The following is a 22,492-nucleotide window of genomic DNA, read 5'->3' as shown; positions in this document are numbered from 1 at the left end:
GTATAGTTAATGGAAAATAACAGTTTGATAACAGAGACTTAAACAAAAAACTCCACCCGCCAATCGAGACGCGCTAACGCACCCGTTAATGACTTGCCGGAACGGACAATCACTTTCAAAATCAAATCCCAAGCAGTTCCAGACGTTTTCGCCTTAGCAGAACGGGTAGTGTATTATATAAGCATGAGTATGATAACGTCTCTCTATAGGAGGAATGTTCATGAATCCAATCATATTATTTGATGGTGAATGCAACTTTTGCGATTCGAGTGTCCAGTTCATTATAAAGCGGGATCCGCAGGGGCTTTTTCATTACGCTTCGCTTCAAAGTGAGGCGGGACAAGAGTTGCTGAAGAAGTATGATGTTCCAGCAGATATAGATAGCATGGTCCTGATTGAAAGGGATAAGGCCTACTATAAATCGTCTGCAGCCTTGAGGATTTGCCGTCGCTTACAAGGGGCATGGAAACTGCTTTACGGCTTCATCATCGTTCCAAGCTTCATCCGGAACTTCGTTTATGATTTCATTGCCAGAAACCGTTACAAATGGTTCGGAAAGAAAGAAGAAAGCTGTATGCTGCCGTCGCCAAGTGTTCGAAAGCGATTTTTATAAAGAAAATGTATTTGTTGGATTGGAAATGGTCAACTTTCTAGTATCAACAAAAAAAAGGACGATCAGCGCTCACGGCTTTTCGTCCTTTTCATTGTGTAAATGTGGAGTATCTCCATAAATGATTGGCCGTAGGATGCGCCATCATTTCGAGCCCTTTGTTTTCCGCCAGGTGCAGGGGTGCCCAGTCTGGGTCATCTGCCTCCTTGAGGTAGACTTCGTGATGCGGTGCCTGATCATGATAGCCTGCTATATTGATTTCGCCATTTCGGTAAAAGGTCCCAATCACTTTATAATCCACGGCTGGAGAGATGATGATTGGGTTGCCTACAGAGTGTGTCAGCTGAATTGTCGTTTTTTCATGATTGGATAATACGCGCTTCACTACAATGTCTTCATCCGAGGCCACTCCTTCCTCAAGGAAATCGCCATAATGATTGTAGGCTTCACTTTTCCCGACCGCTTTGGAAAATTCAATCTCGGCCTTTCGTTCCTTTTCATGAATATACACATCGACTCTAGTCCGGAAACGGGGTGATTCAGGATCAAACCCGCGATTGTCACCTTTAAAAATGGGAACCTTCGATGCAAGATTGGGGTTTTTCAGCCACTCTTCCGGTAAAAAGGTGGTATAGCGCAGCTGCCAATTTCTTTTCTTTTTACCGTCCACATCGTTTTCAACTGGCTGTAAAAGCTTTTTTACAGGGCCAATCTTTTTCGTATTCGTTATTTCCTCGATCGCTGCCTTTGCTTGGGATGAACCTTTTTTTACGGCTCCGACAATACTCGCTAGAAGGGATTTCACGGCATAGGACTCCTGCTCCGAACGCGGAAGGGGCCGCTTTGCTTTAATGGTATATGTGTATTCCTGATCTTCACTAATACTTCGATCACTGAAGGAACATCCACCCACTTTCCCAATATCCACGCCGTTTCGGTAAATCGTATACTCTTTTATTCCTTTGATGGGCTCCCATTCCAGGGTGGCTTGGCCTTTTGCGACAATCGTGGTGAATACCAAATCCAAAAGGATATTATCTTCTTTTTTATTCTCGGCGGTCGTTGATGTCTGTATTTTCATCCTGTTTACTGCCTGTTCTTTTTCATTCAAACTATCTATCGTGTACGTATAGATGGTTCCTGGAGTCAGACCCCGATCTGCAATCTTTGGCTCCGAGCCGCTGTAAATAAGCTCTCGCCCCCTGAATACCCGATAGAAGCCGCCTTCATCCGGCCAAATAAGTTTTATGGAATCTTCTTTCCGTTCGATCTTGCACATCAATGAAGCCGTTTTGAATACCGCTTGATGCTTCCTTTTATTGGAGACCAGATAAGCGAATCCCGCAAGACCAAGAGCAAGCAATGAATGCCGTGCAGTGAATGTAACTCCGCCTACTTTTAAACGGGGAAATGAATAATGAGCAATCATCTTCTTCATCACCTCTTCCTTTTCTAGGTGTTATTCTTTACCCACTTTAATCTTCAAGCACACTTTGCAATGTGCTGTGTTGGGCATAAAAAAACCAAGGGAATGTTACTCCCTCGGTCATTTATAAGTTTAACTGGATTATATTTTAACGGCGGCTTTTTTCCCCGCCTTTGCGTCCTGCTTCTTCACGGCTCATTTTTCCATCATCGGAATCATCACGTTGATTGGCCCGTGCCTCTCCGCCTTTTTCGCCGATTTCCTGATAGAATTCCTTGCCATGACTGTCGGATGTCGCTTCTCCGCCTTTTTTACCAATCTCCTGATAGAAGTCCTTATCATGATTTTCGGATGTTGCTTCTCCGCCCTTTTGGCCAATCTCTTGATAGAATTCCTTATCATGATTTTCGGATGTTGCTTCTCCGCCCTTTTGGCCAATCTCCTGATAGAAGTCCTTATCATGATTTTCGGATGTTGCTTCTCCGCCTTTTTGGCCAATCTCTTGATAGAATTCCTTATCATGATTTTTTGCTGTTGTTTCTCCACCTTTACGTCCTGCTTCTTCACGACTCATTTTCTCATTGTTGTTAGCCATTAAAAATTCCTCCTTATTATTTGGATTTTTCATGTACTAGCTACATATGGCATGTACCCGCTTGAACAGCTATAAAACTGGATTCAGCTAAAAACTTCAGGTCGTTTTTTTAGCGGCGACTTTTTCCCTCGCCATTATATCCTGCTTTTCCCTGCTCATTTCTCAATCATCGGAACCATCACGTTGATTGGCTCTAGCCTCTCCGCCTTTTTTGCCAATTTCCTGATAGAAGTCCTTATCATGATTTTCGGAAGTGGCCTCTCCGCCTTTTTGACCAATCTCTTGGAAAAATTCCTTATCATGATTTTTTGCTGTCGCTTCCCCGCCTTTGCGGCCAGCTTCTTCCCTGCTCATTTTTTCATTGTTGTTAGTCATTAAAACTCCTCCTTATTATTTGGATTTTTTAAGAACTAGCTACAGTTTTATGTATACCCGATAGTTTTGATATAAAACTAGAATCTATTAAAATTTCAAAAGGAAAAGCATCATGAATGATATCACTCATGATGCTTCCTAACCTACTTCGGAATCCCTTCTCGCAAGCGATTTGGCAGCTCTACAAGGGTTTCATTCAAAGTATCCAATTTCGTTTCAATTCTATGAAGCAAATAGAGGGTAACAATGATCGGGAACCCAATATCACTGACAAATGGCAGAATTTGATCCACTTTTTATTCACCTCACTTCAAGTGTGTAACCTCCCGTTCGTTAAATAAGTTCCACTTCCTCCACATTCCGCTCGACAAGGCGCGCCGCCTTCAAATCGACAAAATTCCCGGAGGATGTAACGAACACATTCCCCGCAATGATTTTTTCCATTGCCTGTTTAACCGTGTTTACTCCGACCGGATCCTTCGGATTATCAACGGAAATCGTCGCTGACTTTCCTTCCGCTGTAACGAAAATTAATTCCAATACTTTAGCCATTTCAAATCACCTCCCCCTCTTCCGACATCTTTCGAAAACCGATTAGCCAATCAAAGAATACGTATCCACCCGGGTCACTTCACCCATTGGATAATCCTGTACACTTGCGATTGCAACTGCTGTCGAAAACAACTGGTCCGCCGTCGCCTCGACCTTGATGTTTGAAAATGTCCTCCGCTTAAAAACGAGGGCGCCTTTTTCATTTAACCCCGTCTCAAAATCGATTCGCAACGTACTTGATACTGGAATTTGATTTGCCATACCACTCACCCCCTTTCACACTCTATATAAACTTTTACAGGATGAAAGTAGCATGGTCATGAAACTTTTTCGGGAAACGCATAAAAAGCTCCCCATCATTTGGGCAGCTCTATATCAGTATTTTTTAAAATCCATATTCTTTACTGTTTTTAAGGAAATCCTTTGATTATCTACTGGCCAATATCATTTGTCTTCTTCTCTCACCAAAAAATCTTTCTCAATTATTAACGGTTTTTCTACAAAATTAATTCTTCTCATTATTTGTTGTATTACTCTCGGGAAAAAGTAAGCTCCAAAGAAAGCACAGATAAAAGCCTGTGACCAAGTTTTTAACCAAGTAGCTAGGAATAGATGATCATAACCCCTATTTATTGAGACTAATATAAATGAAATAAAAAAGGACATACTAAATGCCATTAAAAATGCATAAATAATATTTGTGTATTTAACGTTAATATTCATTATTTTTCTACTTCAACTCCTGATCTATTTTAGGTTCCTTGATTTTTTTATTTTCTGTTGTTCTGTTCCCAACTATATTTTATTTCTTCCATTTACATTAGTAAAACCAATTTTTATAATAGGTCTATTAGAATTACTAATGCAAAGGGGTTAGTCAGATTGAATTCTTATTATGCATTTATCAAAACCATAGAAACAGGCAGTTTTACAAAAGCTGCTGAAGAACTTGGCTATACACAGTCCGCCATTAGCCAAATGGTGCATTCATTAGAGGAAGAGCTTTCCACCACTCTTATTTTACGTTCTCGAAAGGGTATTACTCTGACACCAGATGGCGAGGAATTTTTGCCATATATCCGGAAGATTTGTAATTCACATAGGGAACTGACTGAAAAGCATAAAGAGATGGAGGGACTGCAAAGCGGTCTTATTCGAATTGGCACCTTTTCCAGTGTTACATGTCATTGGATACCGGGATTGATCAAAGATTTCAAGGAACTTTACCCGACTGTTCATTTTGAATTACATCAAGGAAATTATTCGGAAATCTCAAACTGGATTAAAGAAGGCAGCGTAGACTTTGGCTTTGTGAATTCAAACGTTACGGATTTAACTACGATTCCCTTGCAAGAAGATGAAATGGTGGCTGTAATGCCAGTAGATCACCCTTTAGCATCATCCACAGAAGTCTCCTTGGAGGAATTGCTAAAAGATCCTTATATCCTGTTGGATGAGGGAGTTATACATGAACCATTAATAATTTTTAAACAGTACAATTTTGAACCTGATACACAATACCGGGTATATGATCCTTATGCGATTATGTCCATGATTGAACAAAAGCTTGGCATTTCGATTTTACCGAAGCTGCTCTTAAATAAATGTCCCTATAATATTGTAACGAAAGCCATCTCTCCTTCTATTATCCGAACAATTACTTTGGCATACAAGGATAAAAGGGTATTGCCAATAGCAAGCAGGTATTTTATTGACTTTATTATTGAAAGGTATAGGGAAATCTAACGTTATTGCTTTTATCTTATTTTCCCTTTACATTCTTTTTTTATAACGGACATTCCTGATGCGAAGTTAAATTGCAGTTGCCTTTAAATGGCATGTCATGTTCGGCTTTTCTGGGAAATAATAATCTCGAAAGGAAGTGGATGTTGATGTCATTAGAATGGTTTGACAGAGTAAGCGGGGAATTGCAGGATCATCTTAAATCAATTTGTGAAAAATACGACCGCAATGGCAGTTTGATCGTGGAGCGCGGGTCTAAGCATCCACGTATCGAGTTTTATACAGAGCTGGATGACAATGAGCGGGATTATTTTGCCACGCTGTTTTTTGATCCGTACAATGAAGAATTTTATATGGAATCGTTCGAGCCTGATTTAGGGCAGATCAGCAAGGTCATCCTTTCGGACATTGAAGATATCGTCGATGCTGTCCATGAGAGCTTCCATAACTATTTGGAAGAGGAAGATGATGATTACGAATATGATATGGATGATGATAATGATGATTTGTATGATCCAGACGGCAACGATTCCGAAATATACGAAATCGATGTAGATTGGGAAACGCCTGAAGTGACTGCCTATATCCAGGATAATGAAGTCGAGGTCACCTATCAATTCGGTATCGTCCAGGAAACAGGTGATGGTGTACTGAAACGGATCAATCGGATTCGGACAGCTGATGATGACCTGATAAAGGATGAAACGAATTTCATTTTCAGCAAGGAAGAAGCAAGCACGATCATCGCCATGATAGCCAGTCATATGGATTCACTTAGTGAAATGGAATAAAACCAATAAAACCTTGTCCATGATCATCATGGACAAGGTTTTATCATATAATAATCAGTTCATATACCTCTGATAATTGCGTGACCCGTTCCGTATCACTAGCTTCCTTCGCATGTTTAATTTCCTGAGGAAGAATATGGTTAAGGAGACTGGCTTCTTTACCGGATAGTTTATTGACGAGTTCTTCTTCAGAATGAAAATGTCCGCTTTTGATTTTATTATAAATTTCCTGCGCTTCAGGATATTGGTCCGTATAGTTAGACAATATCTCACGTAAGTAGCCAATCGTACGATCCATCAAACCATCCCTCTCGAATGTTAGATTTTTGCTTACATGCTATACCTTCCCCCATTTTTTGATGATAAATTCCTAAAAAAAAGATATCCAAGTCAATGGATACCCTAATCAGTCTTCCTCCCAAAATAAATCATCCAATGTGCGGGATAATGCTTTACAAATTCCGACACATAAACTTAATGAGGGATTATACTTTCCGGATTCAATCAATCCTATCGTTTGCCTGGATACCCCGACAATCTTGGCCAGTTCTTCTTGTGACAAGTCCTTTTCTACTCTCGCAAGCTTCAGTTTTATATTTTTCAAGGGAACGCACCTACTATTTCTTATTATCTTAGCTATTCTTCATTCCGATTTTCTTCGCCAGCAAGTATATACCACCAAAAAACAGAAGTAAAATCGGCAAATAGATCATAACGGATACAAACGATACCAATACAAAATACCATACGCCCTGGGAACTGCTATCGGCATAGGATACAGCACTATTCACCCCCATGAATATAGCGATGATGAGTGCTAAAGCAACCGTCCCAAGAATCGTCTTCCTGCTCATCGGTGTTTTGCTTGTGCGGTCATGCATCTCCACCTCATCCCAGAATACACCTAAGAAAATGGAACGAGCTAAGTAATACAGCCCTCCTACAACAAGGATCGCGAACTCCAGATATAACTCCCCGCTGCCTGCACCATATTTATATAGTTTGAAAAGTCCACTCACCAGGCAAATGGCCAAAATGACGTAATACATTTCTTTATAAATTTTATTTCTAACATTCTCAACCCGCTCATCCGTGATCTTTTTCGTTCGTTTGAATAGATTCATCTCTGATCGACCTCCAATAATTCCATCGCTTACCCTTATTATATGTTTTATTTAACTTTTCGCAACATATATATTACATTTTATATTTTATAAATTGCAATATGTATAAAAAAAGATATCCAAACATCAAGTTTGGATACCTCAATAACCCTATTTAGGGTTTTACTCTAAAGTTTTGGGGATTTACTCGTATATCTCCATTTTCGGAGATATACCTGCAATTTTCGGAGATATACCTGCAATTTTCGGAGATATACCTGCAATTTTCGGAGATATATCTACTTTTTCGGAGATATACCTGCAGTTTTCGTCGATATATCTACTTTTTCGGAGATAAACCTGCATTTTCGTCGATATCGTGAATTCTAGGCTTTTACTCGTGAGTTTTATTCGTGAATTTCAAGCTTTTACTCGTGAGTTTTGGGGATTTACTCGTGAATTCTAAGCTTTAACTCGTGAGTTTTGGGGTTTTACTCGTGAATTTCAAGGTTTTACTCGTGAATTCATGATTTTAATCATTGTTGTGAAGGAATGTACTTATAGTAACAGGACAGTATAGGTGAATAAGGAAAAATGTCTAGTTTTTAATAATACTTTTAACAAGGATATTTATTGGGTGGCTAAGTGTCAAATGCGATCCATCTCTACAAGGGCAATCTTAATTATCTTCGTTTTTTATTTAAGAATTTCTTTACCTTTTTTAAACTTTTCTCTTGTCTTGAAGTGAACTCCAAGGTTTAAAGTGATACATGTAATTGAAATGGAGGAAAGAAAAATGGTAAAGAAGGCGAAAAACAAATCCATTATTTTAGGTATTATTCTTATTAGTTATTTCGTTATTGTTTTAGATATATCTGTAGTAATTACTGCTTTACCTAAAATTCAAGAATCACTTCACTTATCTCAAAGCAATCTAACTTGGGTTCAAAACACTTATACATTAATTTTTGGTGGTTTGTTACTGCTTGGTGGACGTGCCGGAGATATTTTCGGGCGTAGAAGAATGTTTATTCTTGGATTAATTATCTTTGGTTTGGGTTCACTATTAGTTGGTACAGCACTGAATGCCGTTTGGTTAGTTATTGCACGTGCACTTCAAGGTGCTGGTGCGGCACTTCTTGCTCCATCCACTCTTGCATTATTGATGGATCACTTTGAGGAGGGTGAAGAACGTACGAAGGCTGTTTCTTATTATGGCGCAGTTGCTGGTATTGGTGCAAGTGCCGGTTTAGTTCTTGGCGGTATTTTTGCCAGTTGGTTATCTTGGCGTTACGCATTTTTCATTAATGTACCAATTAGTATCGTCATGTACATTCTAACGAAAAAGCATATCAAGGAATCTGCTACTATTGCAGGAAAATTCGATATAGCAGGGACAGCCACTTCTTTATTGGGGATTGTTGGACTTGTTTATGGAATTGTAACCTTAGAGGAGCAATTAATGATTGCTCTCATTTCTATTGCTGTGGGAGTAATTTTACTTATTACTTTTGTATACACGCAAAAACGTGCAGATCAACCAATCATGCCACTCCGTCTATTTAAGAGTGGTGAACGCAATGGTGCGTACTTAGCACGCATGCTATTCTTGGGTGCCATGATGGCATTTTGGTTCTTTATAACTCAATTTTTACAATCTATCTATGGATTTTCACCATTACAAGCCGGTATAGGATTCTTTCCAATGACAGTCGCTAATTTTATTTCCGCTATGCTTGTTCCGCTCTTTACTCGAAGCTTTAACAACGGTCGTGTTCTACTTTGCGGTCTAATAATTACAACAATCGGCATGTTCTGGTTAAGTTTTGTTTCCGGTAATAGCAGTTATATTGCTAGCGTTGCACTTCCAATGATTTTCATTGGTTTCGGGCAAGGTTTATCACTTAGTCCTTTAACTGCTGCTGGTATTGCTCATACTGAAGCGAGTGATGCTGGAGCTGCAAGCGGTGTCGTAAACGTAGCACACCAAATTGGCGGATCACTTGGTCTTGCAATATTAGTAGCAATTTCAAGTATATCAGCCAGCAGCGGATTAGTAACTCAAGTAAATGTCGCATTAAAAGGCGGTAGTGTCATGCTGGTTTTTGCAATTATTCTTGTAGTTGCACTGATACTTCCAGTTATGAAGAAAGAAATAAAAAATTGAATATGTCCCCTTGCCTTGGAGTGAACTCCAAGGTTTATACTGAACTACACTTAAAAGAAAGAAGGTAAAAAACATGGAATATGTGACATTAAATAATGGCGTAAAAATGCCACTTAACGGTTTTGGGGTCTTCCAAATCCCTGATCTTCAACAGGCAGAAGAAAGTGTTCTTACAGCAATTAAAGCTGGTTATCACTTGATTGATACAGCTGCAATTTATATGAACGAATCAGCTGTGGGTCATGCAATCAAGAAAAGTGATGTACCTCGTGAAGAATTATTTGTCACTTCAAAACTTTGGGTGAGTGACACAGGCTATGAAGCGACAAAAACGGCATTTGGGAAAACGCTTGAACTCATGCAGCTTGATTACCTTGATTTGTACTTAATCCACCAACCATATGGAGACATTTATGGCTCATGGCGCGCACTTGAAGAACTTTATAAAGAAGGAAAAATTCGTGCAATCGGTGTAAGTAACTTCCATACTGATCGTTTGGTTGATTTAATTCTTCATAATGTAATAACTCCACAAGTGAACCAAATTGAAGTGAATCCTTTCTTACAGCAAGAAGAAGCTTTAAAAGTCCACCAAGAATATAATGTAGCTGTACAAGCTTGGGCTCCGTTTGCAGAAGGAAAAAACGGTCTCTTCACAAATGAAGTGTTAATAGAAATTGGTAAAAAATACAACAAATCAGTCGCTCAAGTTGTCCTTCGCTGGCTAATCCAGCGCGGAATTTCAGCTCTTTCTAAATCCGTTCATGAAGAACGTATCGCTCAAAATTACGATATTTGGGATTTTGAATTAAGCGAAAATGATATAAAAACAATTGCCACACTTGATACAAATAAAAGCAGCTTCTTCTCACACAGAGATCCAGTGATGGTAAAAGCACTTGGTTCAATGAAAGCAGAACGTTAAGAATTGGAGGAAAATAAAATGATAGAACCTAACAAAGTAATCGTTATTACAGGAGCATCATCAGGTATTGGCAAAGCAACTGCAAAATTATTAACAAAACGCGGAGACAAAGTTGTTCTCGGTGCTCGTCGTGAAGAACGTCTTCAAAAATTGGCAGACAAAATCAAAGCTGAAGGCGGCGAAGTAATTTACGCCAGCACTGACGTAACAAAACGCAGTGACGTTGAAGCTCTCGCAAAACTTGCGGTAGATACTTTTGGACGAATCGACGTTTGGTTAAACAACGCTGGTCTTATGCCCCATTCAACATTCGATAAACTTCATGTGGACGAATGGGAACAAATGGTCGACGTAAATATTAAAGGTGTCCTTTACGGAATCGCAGCTGGTCTTCCAGTTATGCGTGAACAAAAATCTGGTCACTTCATTAATGTTTCTTCTGTTGCCGGTCACCAGACTCACCCAGGTGGCGGTGTATACAGTGGTACTAAATACGCAGTACGTGCGATTTCTGAAGCACTTCGTCAGGAAGAAGCTCAGGCAGGAAGCAATATCCGTGTGACAATTCTTTCACCAGGTGCCGTAGCAACGGAATTGCCAAACACAATTACCGATACAGACCTTAAAGGCGGTATCGATTCACTTTACAGTGTAGTGGCCATTCCAGCTGAACGTATTGCTGAAACAGTAGCGTTTGTAATGGATACTCCTGAAGATACTGCAATGAATGAAATTATTATTCGTCCAACTATCCAATTACCTTAATAAAAAACATAAAAGGTGGATTTTACATGAACATCAAAGTTGTAAGTGAAAAAACTGGTGTGTCTGCTGATACGATTCGTTATTACGAACGTATCGGCTTAATACCACCAGTAAAAAGAGATAAGAACGGTGTACGTGATTTAGACGATGAGGACATCCGTTGGATCGAGTTTTCCCGTCATATGCGTGAAGCAGGGGTATCCATTGAAGCACTAATCGAGTACATTGAGTTGTTCAAAAATGGTGACGATGCTAATATCCCAGCTCGTGTGGGAATTTTATGTGACGAACGTGACGAGATGCAAAAACGTATTAATTTAATGCAAAGTGCACTCGATCGTTTGAATTATAAGATTGATAACTACGAAAGTCATGTTGTTCCAGCTGAAAAAGGGCTTCGTGAATTTGATGAATGATAGTTGCACACGAAAAAATTCATACTCGATGCTTTGACTATATGCGAAACGGAGTGAAGGATAAATGAAAGTTTTGATTTTAGGTGCAGCTGGTCAAGTTTCTCGTATGTTAACTGAACGCTTGCTCAATGAATCAGATACAGAAATCACTTTATATGCGAGACAGGCAAATTCTCGTTTAAAAGTATCTAGTGAACGAGTAAAAATAATCGATGGTGACTTTCATGATAAATCTAAACTTGTCGAAGCAATGTCTGAAATAGATATTGTTTATTTAAATGATATGCGTGACGCTCAAGCAACACAATCCATTGTTTCCGCAATGGATGAAGCTGGTGTAAAACGTCTCATTGGTGCAACAGTTTTAGGTATTTATGATGAAGTCACTGGTGCATTTGGCCGCTGGAATGATGCAATGGTTGGATCCAGTGCACCCTTATACAAATCTGCAGCCAAGGTAGTCGAAGATTCAGACCTTGATTACACACTACTACGTTTAACTTGGCTTTACGACCAAGAAGGTAATGAAGAATATGAACTGACAGAAAAAGGTGAACCATTTATAGGTGCACAAGTTACACGTCAGGCTGTATCTCGTTTGATTATGGATTTACTTGCTGATAGCACGAAATATATTTGCAAAAGTTTAGGAGTCAGCGAACCAGATACCGATTTTGAAAAACCATCGTTCTATTAGTTTGTATTCAAAAAAGGGAAATTCTTTATAACAGAAAAGGTTACAGCTCGATGTGACCAGCAAGGTAAATTGGACCAAAATGTAGCTTTAGAATAAAGATTGATTATAAATCCCCTTCCATTAACAGCAAATACAAAAACTCCATTTTTTTTAAAATGGAGTTACTTTTTTTATCTAATTATGAATTTTTCATAAAAATTTTGATCATTTAGTCAATTATCCTTCATTAAGATGATAGCAAAGTTGAACAACGCCAGGGTAAAAGCTTTTTGTATCAACCAGTGTTAGGTTCAATCTCTCCTTTATGTCAACAAACAAAGGTTTTCCTTCCCCTAAAATAACAGGGTGCAGATAACCTAAATTCATCAACCAGCCCCAATCTTATAAAAGATGTAATAAGACTTGCCCCGCCATAAAGCCAGATGTCTTTACCAGGCTTTTTCTTTAATTTATTTACTTCTTCAACCATATTATCATTTATGATTGTTACTTTATCATCAATGCTTTTTTTGTTTTGGAAAACATGAATTTTTCTTTGCCATGAACTAATTTCCAAATTTCTTTTTCAGTATTAGATACCTTATTTTACGGAGTATATTGTCCCCATAATCATAGCTTTTTCTCCCATAAAAAATAGTATCCATATCATTTAAGAAATAGAGTCCATAATGCACCAGTCAAACTTCTCCTTTCGGCCCTTCAATAAATCCATCTAAAGTAACTGCTAAATCTAAAACTATACTTCTCGGTCTTTCGTTAATGGCCATACTTTTATCTCCTTTGTCTTATAGAATGTCCCTTGTTATAAAATCATAAGGTTTCGACCGCTCAGCGTTACAGCCCCTGACCGATGCCGGACAAATACCTAATGCTTTTAAGCTTCATACAAAAGTTTCTTCCGTTTCGTTTACATGTAGTTTTATAGTTCAGCTTAAATCATAGTATTAAAAGACTGAATCAAAAACTAAAGGAGACTTGCGATGAAAGCAATGGTATGCACAAAATACGGATCACCCGATGTACTGGAACTCCAAGAGGTGGCAAAACCAACTCCCAAGGAAAACGAAGTTCTGGTGAAGGTTCATGCGGCAACAGTGGCTTCAGGGGACATAAGAGTCCGAAGCTTCAAGAGTCCCTTCTTATTATGGCTGCCGATGCGGATCTTTCTGGGGCTTAGAAAACCGCGAAAACCGATACTCGGAGTGGAGCTAGCCGGGGAGATAGAGGAAACAGGGAGCAATGTGAAAAAATTCAAAAAAGGCGACCGGATTTTTGCCATGACTGGAATGAATTTTGGGGCCCATGCCGAATACACATGCTTACCTGAAGACGGGGCAATCGCAATAAAGCCCGTCAATATGACCTATGAGGAAGCCGCCGCCGTTTCTTTTGGGGGAACGACAGCTCTGCATTTTTTTAGAAAAGCCAATATCCAGGACGGACATAAAGTCCTCATATACGGTGCATCCGGTTCTGTAGGGACTTCCGCGGTACAGCTTGCCAAATACTTTGGAACAGAAGTTACCGGAGTATGCAGTGCCGCTAACTTTGATTTGGTGAGATCATTGGGAGCAGATAAAGTGATTGATTACACAGAAGAGGATTTCACGGAAAGACAAGAGCGATATGACATCATCTTTGATGCAGTCGGGAAAAGCTCAAAAGTCACATGCAAAAAAGCACTAACCCCGAACGGGCGATACGTGTCCGTTGAAGGGCAAGGAATAGCAAAGGTACTCACGGAAGATTTACTATTTCTCAAGGAGCTAATCGAAACTGAAAAGATAAAATCGGTCATTGATAAACGCTACCCGCTGGAACAGATACCCGAGGCTCATAGATACGTAGAACTAGGACATAAAAAGGGAAATGTCGTGATAACTGTACATGATGAACCCTGACAAAACCTTGCAAATGTTATAACTACCTCTTGGACATGTAAATACCCCTTAGACAATTGGATCTGAAGGGGTAGGATGTCATTATGCAGGAAGATGTTGAAAATTTTTCCAGGAACAAACGTATATGGATGAGAGCTGTAATTTCTGGAGGATAGAATGAATACGGATGCAATCGTACGATTAGTTTTAATGTTAGGGATTCCAGCCTTCATGATGTGGCGGGAGTATAAAAAGATGTCAAAAGAAGAACGAAATGAAGTGAAGACTGATTTTACGAGTAAGCGTTTTATCGCTACATATGGTTTAGTCGCACTCAGTTTGATATTCTTGTTGGTCGAACCAATTTTTGAAACGACATGGGTGAAAGTGATTAGCGCCGTGCTTATTTCATTTGGAATGATAGTGAGCAGCTTCTTTACATGGTTGAACGCTTCATCAAAGTGTAAAGCAGTGCTTGGTATCATCTCTTCAATAATCGCTTTAGCCATCTTTTTATGGGCGATCACCTAAATACTTGCAGCCCTTTGCAAGGAAACTAGTTAGAGTAAGCCCGATTACTGATTCGTAATCCGGCTCGGTTTAAGGAGAAAAGAGCGATTTTAATTTAGCATTATCACATCTCATTGAATCTCTTTAAAAAGGATTCTAACTCACCTATTGATTTAAATTTAAAAGAATACCCATAATGTATCGGAGTTTGGCCTTTATTCACTCTCTTAGGAAATTTTTTTAATGCAGTACTATGATACTTCTTTTCACTTTTAAAATCTTCATTGTTTTCTACTGTCTTTGGACTCAAAACAATACCTATCTCTTGAGTAGGCAATAAGTATATTACCTCTCCAGTTTGGATATTTTTAAATTCTGTAGCCTTACTGGTCTCCTTTTCTTTATCATAACCATTTCTTTCGAAAGTCCTGTATAAGCTCGCCATTCCTTCACTTACTATCATTGTTTCATCTCCCTAACTCTATTATTCGAGGCATTAATTGTGGATTATCTCAAAAAGATGCCAAAACGCAACGAAAAAGTAAAATATAATAATTAATTCATAACGCCAAATACTCAGATAAATTCTATTAGATTTTAACATATATAAATTATTATCCCGCACTCATTAAAAAATATTATCCATAGGTGGGAAGATTATTGAGATTCCTCCTTGCAAAAGGTTAAGCTGAGGCTATTCAATGTGTAAAGTCTTGCGGTGAAAATGAATAAATCGCTGTAGTTATTTTCAACGTACTCTTCAATGATCTCCATCCCTTTTTTGAATCTATCAACTAATAAATGTGTGTAATTTTCATCCCAGGTAAACCTGTTGATTCGTTTAAGCTCATCGGCCAATACTTGAAACTTGAACTCCTCAACAAGAAGCTATAATTATGATTTTATCGAATTACACCCACCTAAACACGAACATTAAATTATATTTATATTTTAATGTTCACTTTTTTATTGATTATCTATCATTTGTTTGTTATATTAGCAAAGTAATAATTGTAATTTACTCGTATATGCTCGGAAATATGGTCTGAGCGTTTCTACCTAGTTCCCAGTGAAAGAACTAGACTACGAGTTAAAGTATATTCAGCTGCCCGCTTTCTTGAGCAGCTAATGATTTAGCATTCGCTTCATTTTTGCTTGATTATCTATACTTTGACTATCGTAGGTCTAGAAGGCAGTAATCATTCTGCCGTTCTGGACCTTTTTCTTTGGACCATATTTGCGAGTGTTTCAAACAATCGGATAATTTGTTTTTAAGGAGAGAAAAAACATGTTAAAAAAGTATACTATATTAGGAATCATTGCTTTACTTTTCGTGTCGGTAATTGCAGCATGCAGTTCTGCTTCCAAAAATGAAACGGTCGAAAAAAAGACTCAAAGGCCTATCATGATTCAAGGTCCAATGCCAATTGAAGCTGAAAATTTCGCGAAAAGGTTAAAAAATGTTAAAGAAGAAAAATCAGGAGATTTTGTATTTTATATTGGAACTTTAGACAATTATCCTGTAATCGTTGCCAAAACAGGTAAAGGGATGGAAAACACAGCTGCCGCTACAGCAGTGGCAATTGAAAGATATAACCCTATTGCCATCATCAATCAAGGGACATCAGGTGGACATGACCCAAGCTTAAACGTTTTTGATATTGTTTTAGGAGAAAGAACGGTAAACCTAGGTTCATTAAAAACGGCAGATAAAGCTGAAAACGAAGGAATCGATCCAACCATATGGAAACCAATGGACCTAATGGCTTCTGAAGGAAGTGCAGGAGAAGATCCTAATGCTGAAAAACCACGCTTCTTCGAGGGAGATAAGGATTTACTCGCAGCTGCTCATGCAGTTAAGGATACCTACACAAAAGGTAAGATTGTCGATGGTACTATCGGTTCTGCAGACGTTTGGAATAATGAAGTGGATCGGATTAAGTGGTTCCATACGAAATATGGTACATCCGTGGAAGAAATGGAAGGAGCTTCGGCAGCACAAATCGCCAAAGCTTACGATGTGCCCTTCTTAGGTATACGAGTGCTATCCAATAATAAAGTGAACGGCGGTAAATATAACCCTAATACTGCAGCGGCCAATCAAGAATATGTGTATGAAGTGGTTAAAAAATATATCTCTACGATGCCAAGCAAATAAGAGCGGGCTCGGAGCATATATAAGAATTAGAATCTTTTTGGTCAACTATCCCTATAGTAAAATAAAGAAGAGCACATATTATATACGATAATATGTGCTCTTCTTTTATTCGCGGAGGGCTGTGCCCGATTCTTCCTCCTTGCAAAATAATAAGCTGAGGTTATTCAACGTATAAAGTCTAGCGGTAAAAATGAATAAATCACTGTAGTTATTTTCAACGTACTCTTCAATGATCCCCATCCCTTTTCTGAATCTATCAACTAATAAATGCGTGTAGTTTTCATCCCAGGTAAACCGATTGATTCGTTTAAGTTCATCTGCCAATACTTGAAATTTAAACTCGTCAACAAGAAGCTTCAATTGATACAATTTATCTTTATTTAAACAAAAGCAGTTGTTTTCATTTTCATGATTTTCCCGGACAAATGTAATGAACCCTTTTAAATTATCAGCTAACATATTCGCTATTTGCATCTCGAAGTTCATTTCTAACAGCTCCTCAATGTCTAAAAATCTATATGAAGAGTGTATGATTTGAAATGATATTTTAACACCAACAATTCTTTTTTCGAGATAGATTCCTTGTGCATTTCCTTGTATGATAGAATTTTCACAAAAAAATTGCCCCCTTCCTTCCAAGGGGACAATCTCACATCGAATCCAGAACCAAAGATATAAGCAGGCCAGCAGCGGTGAATATGCCCGTGATCGGCCCTCCGTCTTCATATGCTTCAGGCATCATCGTTGAGGCGATCATGGCGATGATTCCCCCGCCTGCAAAGGCTGCCATCGCTGCCAGGACATAGTCCGGGGCATGATCGAGGAATAGATAGCCCGACATCGAGGATAATGCCGAAATGATCAGGACGGAAAACCACAGCAGCATGATTTTCTTCTTGGAGTAATCACTTTTGAGCAAACCTGTTGTACTTGAGAGCCCCTCCGGAATATTACTGATGAAGATGGCAATGACCAATAGCCAGCTTACCGAGCCACCGCTTATTAAGCTTGCGCCGATCATGATCGACTCCGGTATGGCATCCATCACGGTTCCGATGAAAATGGCTAGGCCCGCTTCCTTCGAAGAGTTATTATTGGACCGTTTCCTTTTATCCGCACCTTTTTTGGAAATAAGAAAATCCAAGGCAGTAAACACGCCGGCCCCTGCTATGAATCCGATCCCCGTCGCCCAGATTCCACCATCACTCACCGAATCAGCAAGCAGCTCATATGCCGCGGCACCAATCAATACACCCGTACCAAAAGCCATGATATAGCCAATGATGTTTTTCTTGATCGGTATGAAGATTGCGGCAAGTGCGCCAAGCAGGACGGCAGAACCCGAAACCCCTCCCCAAAAGACCGCATTCCACATAGAACTCCCCCATTTCCTTTTTATAGGATAGTGTACCCGGGTTGATGTTAGGGTAAACAAGGGGGCGCTTTTGGCAATTCCAGCAAAAAAAAGCAGTTATATTCGCTGCCATGGTTTTTGTGTATAGAATGGTAGAGTATCCTGCTCCTCGCTGCCTTATATGACTGATATTTGCGGTTTTCCTTCTTCTCTTTCACTAACCTTTTCGATTTTATCGACAAACATTTGAAAAACTTTTCTCTTTTCTTCCAGCTCTTTTATCGATTCTTTCAATTCGTTCAATTTTTGTTCAAAAGGTTTATGATAGAGCTCGCGGATGCTTCGAATAATTTCATCATTAATAGTGGATTGTACAACCTGTTTGGTAATATTGAATTTATAGGAATAAACCTGAAGTTCACGCTTAACTTCATCATACTCTTTTTCTATCCCATTTAACACATCACTAATTTCTTCATTCCATTCTACTAAAGCCTTTTTCACATGTTCCTCCACCTTTATTCCCCCTCTTTAACTAACAAAAATCCATCTCCATAAAAACTTATTTTATCAAATGTTCATTTCGGTTTCTTTTCGGCTTAGTTACTTAACATATAAGTTTTATTAAAAATTGATAACAGCTTACGACGAGTTACGAAACACTTTTGAAAAATCACATAGAATGAAACATGACAACTATAACCTATGGAGGTGTTCAGACTGATTCATACAGTTAAACCAGGTGAAACACTGACACAGATATCCAGGGACTACCGGAAACCGCTATCGGCAATCATCGCTGCTAACCCGACAATAAACCCAAATGTCATTTATCCTGGTCAACCCATCATGATCCCTGGTTTTCCTCCTGCTGATACCATTCCATTTCAGATTGATGTGTCCGTTAATAATCGTAAGCTAAGACTGCTAAAAAATGGAGTATTGCAGAAACAATATCCAATCGCCGTTGGAAGAATGCTGTTCGGTACACCAGTAGGACAGTTCATCATTATCAATAAAGCCCCCAACCCCGGAGGCCCATTCGGTACCATGTGGATGAGTCTATCCAAGGAGCACTACGGCATTCATGGAACGAATGACCCCAGCTCGATTGGTAAAGCCGTCTCAAAAGGCTGTATTCGCATGCATAATCGGGACGTGGAGGAATTATCAAGGATTGTTCCAATCGGGACACCGGTTACGATTCATCCTTAATGTGCTTAGTTACTCTTATATAAATAAGCCGACGGAATTGTTCCATCGGCTTATTTTGCCATAATCTTAAAAATCACACTTGAACAAATTTTTTCGCCTGAAGTTGATACTGAATATCGGCAACATGCTTTATGAACGCTTGATCATGGGATACAAATATTATCGTCCCTTCATATCCAGCTATGAATCGTTCCAATGCTTCAATGGCAGTAATATCCATAAAGTTGGTCGGTTCATCCAATAACAGAATGTTGTATTCCCCTAAGAACAACTGACAAAGCTGGAGGCGAATCGCTTCTCCGCCACTTAAGGACTGAACGCTTTTCAGTATATCCGTCCCAGTAAACTGCATCGAATGCAGGACGCTTCTTAAAAATCCTTCATCATATTCTGAGCGATTCTCCAGGAATTGCAGAACCGTTTCATCTTTTGCAAATCTATAGCTCATTTGACGGAAGTAACCCATTTTTGCTTTTGGAGAAACCGTTAAACCTATACCATTATTCGCAATATGGTGCAGCAAAGTACTTTTACCGCTGCCGTTGCTACCTGTGATGGCTATTTTTTTACCGAGCGGCAGCTGGAAACTCACCTCATCCAATAATACGTTCTCCTTCACTTGAAGAGTCAATCGGTCCGCCATTATCGGGAACTTATTATGCAATTCCAATTGCTTTGACTGGCGAAATACGATTTGCCTTTCCTCTTGTACAGCTTACAGCTTCCACTTCCTGAAGTTTTTCCACTCGATTCTCAATTGCCTTCGCTGCGCGTTGTGCGGATTTTTGGCTTGTGCCTTTCGATTTCGTCATAAACGACTTATTCGGCTTTGCATTCGCCTCTTTTTTTGACAATCTTCCAGCCTGAGCGATTTTTTCAGCCTTTTTCATTTTTTTCCTGCGCCGCTTTTTCAAGCCGGCTCTTTTCTTTAATGAATTGTTCATGAGCCTGCGTCTGTTGTTCACGTTTTAACTGCTTCTGTGCCATGTACTCGCTGTAATTCCCTGAATATACATGTACCTCGCCTTCATGCACTTCCCAAATCGTTGTGACGAGTTCATCCAGTACAGCCCTGTCATGACTAATCAAGACAAGCGCACCATAGTAATAGCGTAATTCATCAAGTAAAAACAAAAGGCCGTCTTGATCCAAGTGGGTTGTCGGCTCATCGATAAGCAACGCTTCATTATAGTGGGTAAACAATTGGGCAAGCTTCAGCCTCGTTTCTCACCGCCGCTTAGTGACGCAGAATTTCGCGGAACTGCCAATTTTCCCAGTAACGCTGGATCAGCTTCTGCAACAACAGGCGCTTCAACTTGCTCAAAATAGCCACGATCAACGTAACCCTTTACCTTTCCGCTTGTTGGTTGAATTTCTCCAGCAAGTAACTTCAATAACGTACTTTTCCCTGTACCATTTTTCCCGACGATGCCGATGCGGTCAAATTGATGTACAGCCAATCGATCAATCTTCAATATCTCTTTATCTAAATAAGTCACTTCGACATTTTCTAATTCAAAACATATTTGTTCCATATTCGCTACCTCCGAAATTTGTGATTTCGTATCGATAGCTTGGATCGATACGAGCTTCTATTTCAAGCCCGCATCAAAAGAATAATAGAAATTGCAATTTACATTCCTCCCTATTTTATAGTCACCGCTGAATACCCTGTAATCGATATGAGCTTAATTTCCTAAACTCGCATCAATAGAAAAGTAACATCATCAAGTTAAATCGCTCCAAAACAAAAAAGTACACAGAAGGGCTCTGTGTACGGAAAAAATCGACATAGATATCCGGCAGAACGACAAAACCTCTACAACATATCCATCCTATACACACAGCAAATAACCCCTTATAAAAAGTGGTTTTTTCCATAATATGTGTGTATATCAGTATAGTTGTAAAAATGCCACGTTTATCGCTCCTTTCAAATCTTGCCCCTATTTTAACCAGGTAATTTCTAATAGTCAATAATTGTTGTTTTATATAATGGATGATTAATAACTCTGGACTTTTTTTCAACAGAGGTTGGTATTCCCTTACCAACCCTAACTCTAGCGCCCTTTTCGTGAAGGTAACGGGGAGACTGAAGAGGATAGCCTGACGCCGAGGTTCTTTTTGTTTGATTTTGGGTTTTTAAAACATCCCCCCAAATTTTGTTCAAAATTTCACACCCTACAAGGTAATTATCTGATAATTAAGTTTTGCATGTTATTATTAATAAGTAAGTAGGTAAGAGCAATAGAAAAGGTGGAAATACATATGAAGAAGACAGTTTTAGCTTTTACAGTAGCAGGGGCATTAGTAGGTTTAGGTGGATACGCAATTGGTTTTCATAATGCGGATGAAATGCAAGATAACAAGCAAGACCAAAAGATTATTGCAGAAATAAACCGACTAGCGAAAATCAAGGAAATGCCAGTAATACAACTGGACACTCAAACATCAGAGGTATATATGGGTAAAGAAAGGCGTATGGCTACTGAGGGTGGAGAGAATATCATTACCGAGACATTTGAAATCAGTGAAATCAAAAACGGGCATATACGTGGTGAGAAAATAGAGGGCAAAGGCGAAGGTATTTACTATCAAACAGAAGTATTTACTACCATGGGATTCCAGCCAAACTATGGCGATATATTCCGAGTGGGTTGGGAAGAATCCGATTATGAAAACAAAGAATGGGACAAAGTTGTTGTAATCGAACAGCTGAAGTGAATACCTAATATTAGTGAGTATTCCAGAGAGAGCCTTCCTAGCAACCAATCTTTATGTCAGCGTTCCCCAAGAAACGGAAAAAGAACCACTCATCCCTTCAAGATGGCAATGGTTCTTCTTCTGATTAAGAGTTATTAGTTGTACCAACCAATCTTGCTAGTTGTCAGCCTCATGTTAGCTTATTGGGCTATTTTTAACTTATGTTAATATAAGGATAACACCCCAATTTTAAAGTGAATATTCATAGGAAAGTAGTCATAGTGATACATAGGTTGGAATTTAGCCAGTTACAGAAAAAAATGACAGGGGTTTCCCCTGCCATTTTTTTAATTCATATTGATTGGCCAATAATAAAACACCAGTGTAACCATGATGATCATGACGCCGCTGATCATTAAATAGGCTGGGTATCTGCGGGTGATGTTCATTTCTTTTTGCTCTCGTCCAAGAAAGTTCGTACTAAATCGAAATTTCGGCAAGTATTTT

General features: G+C 39.1%; 28 protein-coding genes, 2 pseudogenes and 1 riboswitch. Of the genes and pseudogenes, 13 read left to right on the top strand and 17 right to left on the bottom strand.

Translation table 11 applies throughout. The features are described 5' to 3' along the window. Positions 1-220 precede the first annotated feature (220 nt). Positions 221-613: a thiol-disulfide oxidoreductase DCC family protein gene (locus LQ188_RS21685; RefSeq protein WP_101223207.1), complete on the top strand. Its 393-nt coding sequence runs from the start codon at positions 221-223 to the stop codon at positions 611-613. Between the two features lie 88 nt (positions 614-701). Here LQ188_RS21685 and LQ188_RS21680 read toward each other — a convergent pair whose 3' ends face one another. From LQ188_RS21680 to LQ188_RS21650, 7 genes are all read right to left on the bottom strand, one after another. Beyond that, positions 702-2,048, bottom strand: coding sequence for a DUF3238 domain-containing protein (locus tag LQ188_RS21680; RefSeq protein WP_230178194.1), 1,347 nt, complete (start codon positions 2,046-2,048; stop codon positions 702-704). A 136-nt stretch (positions 2,049-2,184) separates the two neighbouring features. After that, positions 2,185-2,631 (bottom strand): general stress protein, encoded by a 447-nt coding sequence (gene gsiB / locus LQ188_RS21675; protein WP_230178193.1) that lies wholly within the window; start codon positions 2,629-2,631, stop codon positions 2,185-2,187. Positions 2,632-2,793: 162 nt separating this feature from the next. Then, on the bottom strand, positions 2,794-3,006 hold the full coding sequence (locus LQ188_RS21670) for a general stress protein (protein ID WP_101223210.1): 213 nt from the start codon (positions 3,004-3,006) through the stop codon (positions 2,794-2,796). Positions 3,007-3,149: 143 nt separating this feature from the next. Continuing rightward, a complete protein-coding gene (locus LQ188_RS21665; RefSeq protein WP_101223211.1) occupies positions 3,150-3,299 on the bottom strand; it encodes a YvrJ family protein in 150 nt (49 codons plus the stop codon). Between the two features lie 40 nt (positions 3,300-3,339). Beyond that, positions 3,340-3,558: a DUF2922 domain-containing protein gene (locus LQ188_RS21660; RefSeq protein WP_230178192.1), complete on the bottom strand. Its 219-nt coding sequence runs from the start codon at positions 3,556-3,558 to the stop codon at positions 3,340-3,342. A 42-nt stretch (positions 3,559-3,600) separates the two neighbouring features. Further along, positions 3,601-3,819 carry a DUF1659 domain-containing protein gene (locus LQ188_RS21655; RefSeq protein WP_101223213.1) on the bottom strand — a complete coding sequence of 73 codons (219 nt, stop codon included), beginning with the start codon at positions 3,817-3,819 and terminating at the stop codon, positions 3,601-3,603. Between the two features lie 183 nt (positions 3,820-4,002). Then, the gene (locus LQ188_RS21650) at positions 4,003-4,281 is read right to left on the bottom strand and encodes a DUF2798 domain-containing protein (protein ID WP_230178191.1); all 279 of its coding nucleotides are present in this window, start codon (positions 4,279-4,281) and stop codon (positions 4,003-4,005) included. A 159-nt stretch (positions 4,282-4,440) separates the two neighbouring features. On the opposite strand from LQ188_RS21650, the gene LQ188_RS21645 reads away from it, so the two are divergent. Then, complete coding sequence (locus tag LQ188_RS21645; protein ID WP_230178190.1) at positions 4,441-5,304, top strand: LysR family transcriptional regulator; 864 nt, start codon at positions 4,441-4,443, stop codon at positions 5,302-5,304. 146 nt (positions 5,305-5,450) lie between these two features. Continuing rightward, positions 5,451-6,092, top strand: a complete 642-nt coding sequence (locus LQ188_RS21640; protein WP_101223216.1) for a hypothetical protein — start codon at positions 5,451-5,453, stop codon at positions 6,090-6,092. Between the two features lie 43 nt (positions 6,093-6,135). Here LQ188_RS21640 and LQ188_RS21635 read toward each other — a convergent pair whose 3' ends face one another. From LQ188_RS21635 to LQ188_RS21625, 3 genes are all read right to left on the bottom strand, one after another. Next, positions 6,136-6,390 carry a sigma-G-dependent sporulation-specific acid-soluble spore protein CsgA gene (locus tag LQ188_RS21635; protein ID WP_101223217.1) on the bottom strand — a complete coding sequence of 85 codons (255 nt, stop codon included), beginning with the start codon at positions 6,388-6,390 and terminating at the stop codon, positions 6,136-6,138. A gap of 108 nt (positions 6,391-6,498) precedes the next feature. Beyond that, positions 6,499-6,696, bottom strand: coding sequence for a helix-turn-helix transcriptional regulator (locus LQ188_RS21630; RefSeq protein ID WP_034309784.1), 198 nt, complete (start codon positions 6,694-6,696; stop codon positions 6,499-6,501). A gap of 28 nt (positions 6,697-6,724) precedes the next feature. Beyond that, entirely contained in the window at positions 6,725-7,216 is a 492-nt protein-coding gene (locus LQ188_RS21625; protein WP_101223218.1) for a DUF6773 family protein, read from the bottom strand. Positions 7,217-7,991: 775 nt separating this feature from the next. On the opposite strand from LQ188_RS21625, the gene LQ188_RS21620 reads away from it, so the two are divergent. From LQ188_RS21620 to LQ188_RS21600, 5 genes are all read left to right on the top strand, one after another. Continuing rightward, entirely contained in the window at positions 7,992-9,362 is a 1,371-nt protein-coding gene (locus tag LQ188_RS21620; protein ID WP_230178189.1) for an MFS transporter, read from the top strand. 73 nt (positions 9,363-9,435) lie between these two features. Next, positions 9,436-10,287: an aldo/keto reductase gene (locus LQ188_RS21615; RefSeq protein WP_230178187.1), complete on the top strand. Its 852-nt coding sequence runs from the start codon at positions 9,436-9,438 to the stop codon at positions 10,285-10,287. 18 nt (positions 10,288-10,305) lie between these two features. Next, a complete protein-coding gene (locus LQ188_RS21610; RefSeq protein ID WP_230178186.1) occupies positions 10,306-11,052 on the top strand; it encodes an SDR family oxidoreductase in 747 nt (248 codons plus the stop codon). A 26-nt stretch (positions 11,053-11,078) separates the two neighbouring features. Next, a complete protein-coding gene (locus tag LQ188_RS21605; RefSeq protein WP_230178185.1) occupies positions 11,079-11,468 on the top strand; it encodes a MerR family transcriptional regulator in 390 nt (129 codons plus the stop codon). Between the two features lie 64 nt (positions 11,469-11,532). Continuing rightward, positions 11,533-12,165 carry an NAD(P)H-binding protein gene (locus LQ188_RS21600; protein WP_230178184.1) on the top strand — a complete coding sequence of 211 codons (633 nt, stop codon included), beginning with the start codon at positions 11,533-11,535 and terminating at the stop codon, positions 12,163-12,165. A gap of 216 nt (positions 12,166-12,381) precedes the next feature. On the opposite strand, the pseudogene LQ188_RS21595 reads toward LQ188_RS21600, so the two are convergent. Next, a pseudogene (locus LQ188_RS21595) lies at positions 12,382-12,932 on the bottom strand (dihydrofolate reductase family protein). 213 nt (positions 12,933-13,145) lie between these two features. Here LQ188_RS21595 and LQ188_RS21590 point away from each other — a divergent pair. Continuing rightward, on the top strand, positions 13,146-14,066 hold the full coding sequence (locus LQ188_RS21590; protein ID WP_230178183.1) for an NAD(P)-dependent alcohol dehydrogenase: 921 nt from the start codon (positions 13,146-13,148) through the stop codon (positions 14,064-14,066). A 156-nt stretch (positions 14,067-14,222) separates the two neighbouring features. Then, positions 14,223-14,576 carry a hypothetical protein gene (locus LQ188_RS21585; RefSeq protein WP_230178182.1) on the top strand — a complete coding sequence of 118 codons (354 nt, stop codon included), beginning with the start codon at positions 14,223-14,225 and terminating at the stop codon, positions 14,574-14,576. A 103-nt stretch (positions 14,577-14,679) separates the two neighbouring features. Here the strand turns inward: LQ188_RS21585 and LQ188_RS21580 are convergent, their stop codons facing one another. Beyond that, positions 14,680-15,018 carry a hypothetical protein gene (locus LQ188_RS21580; protein ID WP_230178181.1) on the bottom strand — a complete coding sequence of 113 codons (339 nt, stop codon included), beginning with the start codon at positions 15,016-15,018 and terminating at the stop codon, positions 14,680-14,682. Positions 15,019-15,557: 539 nt separating this feature from the next. Then, a riboswitch (purine riboswitch) is annotated at positions 15,558-15,661 on the top strand. Between the two features lie 182 nt (positions 15,662-15,843). Here LQ188_RS21580 and LQ188_RS21575 point away from each other — a divergent pair. Then, positions 15,844-16,713 carry a 5'-methylthioadenosine/S-adenosylhomocysteine nucleosidase gene (locus tag LQ188_RS21575; protein ID WP_230178179.1) on the top strand — a complete coding sequence of 290 codons (870 nt, stop codon included), beginning with the start codon at positions 15,844-15,846 and terminating at the stop codon, positions 16,711-16,713. Between the two features lie 105 nt (positions 16,714-16,818). Here the strand turns inward: LQ188_RS21575 and LQ188_RS21570 are convergent, their stop codons facing one another. The 3 genes from LQ188_RS21570 to LQ188_RS21560 all read right to left on the bottom strand — a co-directional run bounded on the left by LQ188_RS21570 (position 16,819) and on the right by LQ188_RS21560 (position 18,583). After that, entirely contained in the window at positions 16,819-17,199 is a 381-nt protein-coding gene (locus tag LQ188_RS21570; protein ID WP_230178177.1) for a hypothetical protein, read from the bottom strand. 163 nt (positions 17,200-17,362) lie between these two features. Further along, complete coding sequence (locus LQ188_RS21565) at positions 17,363-18,088, bottom strand: hypothetical protein (protein WP_101223227.1); 726 nt, start codon at positions 18,086-18,088, stop codon at positions 17,363-17,365. Positions 18,089-18,244: 156 nt separating this feature from the next. Beyond that, a complete protein-coding gene (locus LQ188_RS21560) occupies positions 18,245-18,583 on the bottom strand; it encodes a hypothetical protein (protein WP_101223228.1) in 339 nt (112 codons plus the stop codon). A gap of 204 nt (positions 18,584-18,787) precedes the next feature. Here LQ188_RS21560 and LQ188_RS21555 point away from each other — a divergent pair, with 204 nt between their 5' ends. Further along, positions 18,788-19,282, top strand: a complete 495-nt coding sequence (locus LQ188_RS21555) for a L,D-transpeptidase family protein (protein WP_101223517.1) — start codon at positions 18,788-18,790, stop codon at positions 19,280-19,282. Between the two features lie 73 nt (positions 19,283-19,355). On the opposite strand, the pseudogene LQ188_RS21550 reads toward LQ188_RS21555, so the two are convergent. Together LQ188_RS21550 and LQ188_RS21545 are read right to left on the bottom strand one after the other, a co-directional pair. Beyond that, positions 19,356-20,817: pseudogene (locus tag LQ188_RS21550) on the bottom strand (Msr family ABC-F type ribosomal protection protein). Positions 20,818-21,248: 431 nt separating this feature from the next. Beyond that, positions 21,249-21,452, bottom strand: coding sequence for a hypothetical protein (locus LQ188_RS21545; protein ID WP_230178175.1), 204 nt, complete (start codon positions 21,450-21,452; stop codon positions 21,249-21,251). A 98-nt stretch (positions 21,453-21,550) separates the two neighbouring features. Here LQ188_RS21545 and LQ188_RS21540 point away from each other — a divergent pair, with 98 nt between their 5' ends. Next, positions 21,551-22,006 carry a hypothetical protein gene (locus LQ188_RS21540; RefSeq protein WP_230178174.1) on the top strand — a complete coding sequence of 152 codons (456 nt, stop codon included), beginning with the start codon at positions 21,551-21,553 and terminating at the stop codon, positions 22,004-22,006. The last annotated feature ends 486 nt before the right edge of the window (positions 22,007-22,492 follow it).

The sequence above is a fragment of the Peribacillus sp. Bi134 genome, assembly GCF_918698065.1.
In the GTDB taxonomy this organism is placed as follows: Bacteria; Bacillota; Bacilli; order Bacillales; family DSM-1321; genus Peribacillus.
Note: the sequence above shows the minus strand (reverse complement) of the source record. Positions and strands in the feature narration are given on the sequence as shown.